Consider the following 5,121-nt stretch of genomic DNA (forward strand, 5'->3'; position numbering starts at 1 on the left):
GGCTTCGGGCGCCGGTTCGGCGGGTGGCTGGTCGTCGTCGTTGCCGCGGAGCTGCGCGGGTTCTTCTTCCGGCTCGCTCCAGTCGAGCAGCGGGTTGGTCTCCACCGCTTCGGTCAGTTCGATCTCGAGCTCGACGGTGGACATCTGCAGCAGCCGGATGGCCTGACGCAACTGCGGCGTCATGACCAGCTGTTGTCCCAGCGATGTCTGCAGGCGTGGCTTCATTCCCGACCTTGGAAACCCGTGAGGCGGCCCACGGCCGCCGACGGGATCACAGGCGGAAGGTTTCGCCCAGATAGACCCGGCGTACGTCCGGATTGGCCAGCAATGCGTCCGGGGCCCCCTGCGCCAGAACGCTACCGGCATTGAGGATATACGCCCGGTCGCAGATTCCCAAGGTTTCGCGCACGTTGTGGTCGGTGATGAGCACGCCGATACCGCGGTCCTTCAGGTGTTTGACGATGCGCTGGATCTCGCCGACCGAGATGGGGTCGACGCCGGCGAAGGGTTCGTCCAGCAGCATCAGGCGCGGGCGGGCGGCAAGGGCGCGGGCGATTTCCACGCGACGGCGCTCGCCGCCGGAGAGGCTCGCGCCCAACTGGTCGGCCACGTGGGTGACCTGCAGTTCGTCGAGCAGCGAGGCCAGTTCTCGCTCGATGCTGGCGCCGTCGAGGTCTTCGCGCAGTTCCAGCACCAGCCGGATGTTGTCGGCCACGCTGAGCTTGCGGAACACCGAGGGTTCCTGCGGCAGGTAGCCGACGCCGAGCTTGGCGCGCTGGTACATTGGCTGGGCGGTGATGTCCTGGCCGTCCAGCTCGATGCTGCCGGCATCGGCGGCCACGAGGCCGACGATCATGTAGAAGCAGGTGGTCTTGCCGGCGCCATTCGGACCCAGCAGGCCGACGACTTCGCCCGGCTGCAGGGTCAGGCCGAAGTCGGCGACGACTTCGCGCTGCTTGTAGCGCTTGCGCAGGCCCTTGGCGGTGAGCATCAGTTCTTGCCCTGCGCGGGCGCAGCGGACTTAGGCTGGATCACGGTGCGCACGCGGGTACCGTCGCCGCCGCTCTGCATGTTGCCGCTCTTGGTGTTGTACACCATGCGCTGGCCGCTGTTGGATCCGCGCTCCGACTTGACCGTGTAGTTGCCGATGAACGTGATGGTCTCGGTCTTCATGTCGTACTCGACGCGATCAGCCTGTGCGTCCATCCACGTGCCGTCGTCCATCTGCTGCTTCATCTTCACCTGCTTGCCGGTGAAGACCGATCGCGATACCTCGCCGTCGGCCATGTAGATCTCGGCAGCGGCCGAGCGGATCTCCAGCGTGCCCTGGGTCACTACCACGCCGCCGCCCAGCACGGTCTTGCCGCTGCCTTCCATGTTGCCGCTCTGGCTGCCGGAGTCGATGGTCATGGCCTGGTTGCGGTCGCTGGCCTTGGCCATGGCGCCCGCGGCGGGCAGCAGGAGCAGCAGCGCAGCGCTAGCGAGCAGAACGCGGTTCATAGATCGATCTCACCTGGGATTTGAATGTGTATTCCTTGGTCTTGAGATTGGTCTCAAAACCGCGCCCGCTCAGTCTAGAGCCAGGCTGGACCACCGTCACCACGTCCTCGGTCTGGGCCAGGTCGCGGTCGGGGAAGACATTGAGCGTGTCGGTACGGAATTCGGCCGGACGCGCACCGCCCTCGGGTGACGTACCGTGCACGTCACCCTTCAGGCGCAGTTCTTCGCCCTTCGCGCTGAGCCAGCCGGTCTTCGACCGCAGCTCCCACGAGCGACCGTCCTCTTCGGGCAGCAGGAAAAGCGGCGTGGTGATGGTGTAGGTCTGGTCCTGCGGGTTGCGCGCCATCTCCGGCGCGCGCACGGCGACGGCCTCCTTGCCCTCGCCGTTGAGCGCGATCATCTCGAAGTCGCGCATCACGTAGTCCGAACGGTCCGCGACCACACGGTTGGGCGGGGGCACATCGCGGTTCTTCCAGGCGGACCAGCCGCTCACGATGGCGGCGACCAGCAACACCAGGCCCAGCGCGACCCGCCAGCTCATGCCGTGCCTCCCTCGAACGAAGGCGCATGGCCCTGCGTGCCCAGCAGCAGGTCGCAGGCTTCGCGCGCGGCGCCCTGGCCACCCGCGCGGCGGGTACGCCAGTGCGCATGCTGGGCGGTCCACGGATGTGCGTCGGCGGGTGCGATGGCCAGTCCGACGGCACGGAACGGGGGCACATCCGGCAGGTCGTCACCCATGAAGGCGACCTGGTCCAGGCCGATGCCGAGGCCGGCGCCCAATTCGCGGACGGTGGCGAGCTTGTCCTTGATCCCGGTGAACACCTGCACACCCAACTCGCGGCCACGCGCCACGGCGACGGTACCGCCGCGAGCCGTGATGAAGGCGACCTCGATCCCCGCGCGCTTCAGCAGCACGAGACCCTGGCCATCCTGCACATGGAAGGCCTTCTGTTCGCGGCCCTCGCTGTCGAGGAACAGTCGGCCGTCGGTGAGGGTGCCATCCACATCGAAGCACGCCAGGCGGATGCGCGCGGCGCGGGCCAGCACGTCATCGGTCAGGTCATGGAGGTGGCGGAGGGGCATGGGCAGGCGGAGGAATCGTGGGAGGAAAAGCGTGCAACCTTGTGGTTTACACCACGCGGGCACGCAACAGGTCGTGAATGTTGAGTGCGCCGACCGGACGCAGCGCCTCGTCCACGACGATGAGACCGCTGATCTTGTGGGTTTCCATCAGGCGTGCCGCCTCCACCGCCAGCTGGTCCGCACCGATGGTCTTGGGCGCGCGCGTCATCAGGTCGGCGATGCGCGCGCTGCGGACGTCCAGCGCCGGATTGTCCAGTGTGCGGCGCAGGTCGCCGTCGGTGAACAGTCCGGCCAGGCGACCGTCCGCGTCGACCACGGCCGTCATGCCCAGGCGCTTGCGGCTCATTTCCATCAAGGCGTCGCTCAGCGTCGCACCCACATCCACGAGGGGAACATCCTCGCCCGCATGCATCACGTCGGTGATGTGCAGCAGCAGGCGGCGGCCCAGGCTGCCGGCGGGATGGGAACGGGCGAAGTCGTCGGCAGTGAAGCCCCGCGCGTCCAGCAATGCGACGGCCAATGCATCGCCCATCGCCAGCGACGCGGTGGTGCTGCTGGTCGGGGCCAGATCAAGCGGGCAGGCCTCGGCCGGCACGCTCACGTCCAGGTGGACATCGCTTTCCCGCGCCAGCGTGGACTGGGGCCGGCCGGTCATGCCGATGACCAGATTGCCCTGACGCTTGAGCACGGGCAGCAGCATCAACACTTCGTCCGATTCCCCGGAATACGACAGTGCCAGCACCACGTCGGCATCGGTGATCATGCCCAGGTCGCCATGCCCGGCCTCACCCGGGTGCACGTAGAACGCCGGCGTGCCGGTCGATGCCAGGGTCGCGGCGATCTTGCGGGCCACGTGCCCCGACTTGCCCATGCCGGTGCACACCACCCGGCCATGGCCGGCCAGGATGGCCTGGCAAGCGGACGAGAAAGCGCCGTCGATGCGGGCCGCCAATGCGTCCAGCGCCCTGGCCTCGATCTCGACCACGCGACGCCCGCTCGCCRCCAGGCTGGCAGCGGAAACGGACGGGGTCGGGGGCAGCGGCTGGGACATGCGGACGGGGCGCCGGCGGGTAGAATGGCCGGGTATTTTATTAGGAAAGCCCGTTGGACGCCGAAACCATCCGTAAACTGATCGAATCCGGCCTGCCCGGTGCCCGTGCCGACGTACAGGGCGACGATGGCGTCCATTTCGAGGCGACCGTGGTGGCCGACGCCTTCCGCGGCAAGCTGCCGCTGGCGCGGCACCGCATGGTCTACGCCACCCTCGGCGACCTGATGGGCGGTGCGATCCATGCCTTGCAGCTCAGGACCGTAACGCCCGATGAGGCTGGTGCCGCCCGCTGACGCGAACCCGCCGGCGATCCCGGCGATCCCGATTCCCACCCGCAGTTTCCTTTCCGGATTTCCATGCAGAAGATCATCGTCACCGGTGGCAACACGCTCAACGGCGAAGTCACCATCTCCGGCGCCAAGAACGCCGTGCTCCCCATCCTGTGCGCGACGCTGCTGGCGGATGCGCCGGTGGAGATCACCAACGTGCCGCACCTGCACGACGTGGTGACCACCATCAAGCTGCTGGGCGAACTGGGTGCCGGCATCACCATCGACGAGGGCACGCTGGCGAAGGGGCGTGGCATCACCGTCGATCCCACCACGGTCAGCCGCTTCGTCGCACCGTATGAGTTGGTGAAGACCATGCGCGCGTCGATCCTCGTGCTCGGCCCGCTGGTCGCGCGCCACGGTGCCGCGGTCGTGTCGCTGCCGGGAGGTTGCGCGATCGGCTCGCGCCCGGTCGACCAGCACATCAAGGGTCTGCAGGCGCTGGGTGCCGAGATCACCGTCGAGAACGGCTACATCAAGGCGCGTGCGGCGCGCCTGAAGGGTGCCCGCTTCGTGTTCGACATGGTCACCGTGACCGGCACCGAGAACGTCATGGCCGCCGCCACCCTGGCCGAAGGCACCACGGTGCTGGAAAACGCAGCGATGGAGCCGGAAGTCACCGACCTTGCCGAATGCCTCAATGCGCTGGGCGCGAAGATCGAGGGCGCGGGGACGTCGCGCATCACCATCCACGGCGTCGAGCGCCTCGGCGGCGGGCGCCACTCGGTAGTACCGGACCGCATCGAGACGGGTACCTTCCTGGTCGCGGCGGCGATGACCGGCGGCAGGGTCACTGCGCGCAATGCGCGTCCCGACACGCTCGAAGCCGTGCTCGACAAGCTGACCGAAGCCGGTGCGAAGATCGACACGACCGCCGACAGCATCACCCTCGACATGCAGGGCAAGCGACCGAAGGCGGTCGATCTGACCACCGCGCCGTACCCGGCCTTCCCTACCGACATGCAGGCGCAGTTCATGGCGCTGAACTGCGTGGCCGATGGCGTGGGCGTGATCAACGAGACGATCTTCGAAAACCGCTTCATGCACGTCAACGAACTCCTGCGCCTGGGCGCCGACATCCGCGTGGAAGGCCATACCGCCATCGTGCGTGGCGTGCAGCAGCTCGGCGGCGCGCCCGTGATGGCCACCGACCTGCGC

The 5,121-nt window shown here is 67.7% G+C and carries 7 protein-coding genes and 1 pseudogene; 2 read left to right on the forward strand and 6 right to left on the reverse strand.

The genetic code is table 11. The annotated features are described in order from the left end of the window. The 6 genes and pseudogenes from AC04L7_RS12040 to AC04L7_RS12065 all read right to left on the reverse strand — a co-directional run. Positions 1 to 225 (reverse strand): annotated as a pseudogene (locus AC04L7_RS12040) (RNA polymerase factor sigma-54); the annotation flags it as partial. A gap of 46 nt (positions 226 to 271) precedes the next feature. Next, the gene (gene lptB / locus AC04L7_RS12045) at positions 272 to 991 is read right to left on the reverse strand and encodes an LPS export ABC transporter ATP-binding protein (protein WP_436000005.1); all 720 of its coding nucleotides are present in this window, start codon (positions 989 to 991) and stop codon (positions 272 to 274) included. After that, on the reverse strand, positions 991 to 1,500 hold the full coding sequence (lptA, locus tag AC04L7_RS12050) for a lipopolysaccharide transport periplasmic protein LptA (protein ID WP_296278402.1): 510 nt from the start codon (positions 1,498 to 1,500) through the stop codon (positions 991 to 993). The genes lptB and lptA overlap by 1 nt, the downstream gene beginning before the upstream one ends. Beyond that, positions 1,478 to 2,041: an LPS export ABC transporter periplasmic protein LptC gene (lptC, locus tag AC04L7_RS12055; RefSeq protein ID WP_436000002.1), complete on the reverse strand. Its 564-nt coding sequence runs from the start codon at positions 2,039 to 2,041 to the stop codon at positions 1,478 to 1,480. The genes lptA and lptC overlap by 23 nt, the downstream gene beginning before the upstream one ends. Next, on the reverse strand, positions 2,038 to 2,583 hold the full coding sequence (locus AC04L7_RS12060) for a KdsC family phosphatase (RefSeq protein WP_436000000.1): 546 nt from the start codon (positions 2,581 to 2,583) through the stop codon (positions 2,038 to 2,040). Before AC04L7_RS12060 ends, lptC begins: the two co-directional genes overlap by 4 nt. Positions 2,584 to 2,629: 46 nt before the next feature. Continuing rightward, the gene (locus AC04L7_RS12065; protein WP_475513082.1) at positions 2,630 to 3,634 is read right to left on the reverse strand and encodes a KpsF/GutQ family sugar-phosphate isomerase; all 1,005 of its coding nucleotides are present in this window, start codon (positions 3,632 to 3,634) and stop codon (positions 2,630 to 2,632) included. Positions 3,635 to 3,687: 53 nt separating this feature from the next. Between AC04L7_RS12065 and AC04L7_RS12070 the strand changes: the two genes are divergently transcribed. Next, positions 3,688 to 3,927 carry a BolA family protein gene (locus AC04L7_RS12070; protein ID WP_296278398.1) on the forward strand — a complete coding sequence of 80 codons (240 nt, stop codon included), beginning with the start codon at positions 3,688 to 3,690 and terminating at the stop codon, positions 3,925 to 3,927. Between the two features lie 63 nt (positions 3,928 to 3,990). Further along, positions 3,991 to 5,121: UDP-N-acetylglucosamine 1-carboxyvinyltransferase (gene murA / locus AC04L7_RS12075; protein ID WP_475513083.1), on the forward strand; the 1,131-nt coding region annotated here is incomplete at its 3' end.

It is taken from the genome of Pseudoxanthomonas sp. LjRoot204_2, from assembly GCF_056175765.1.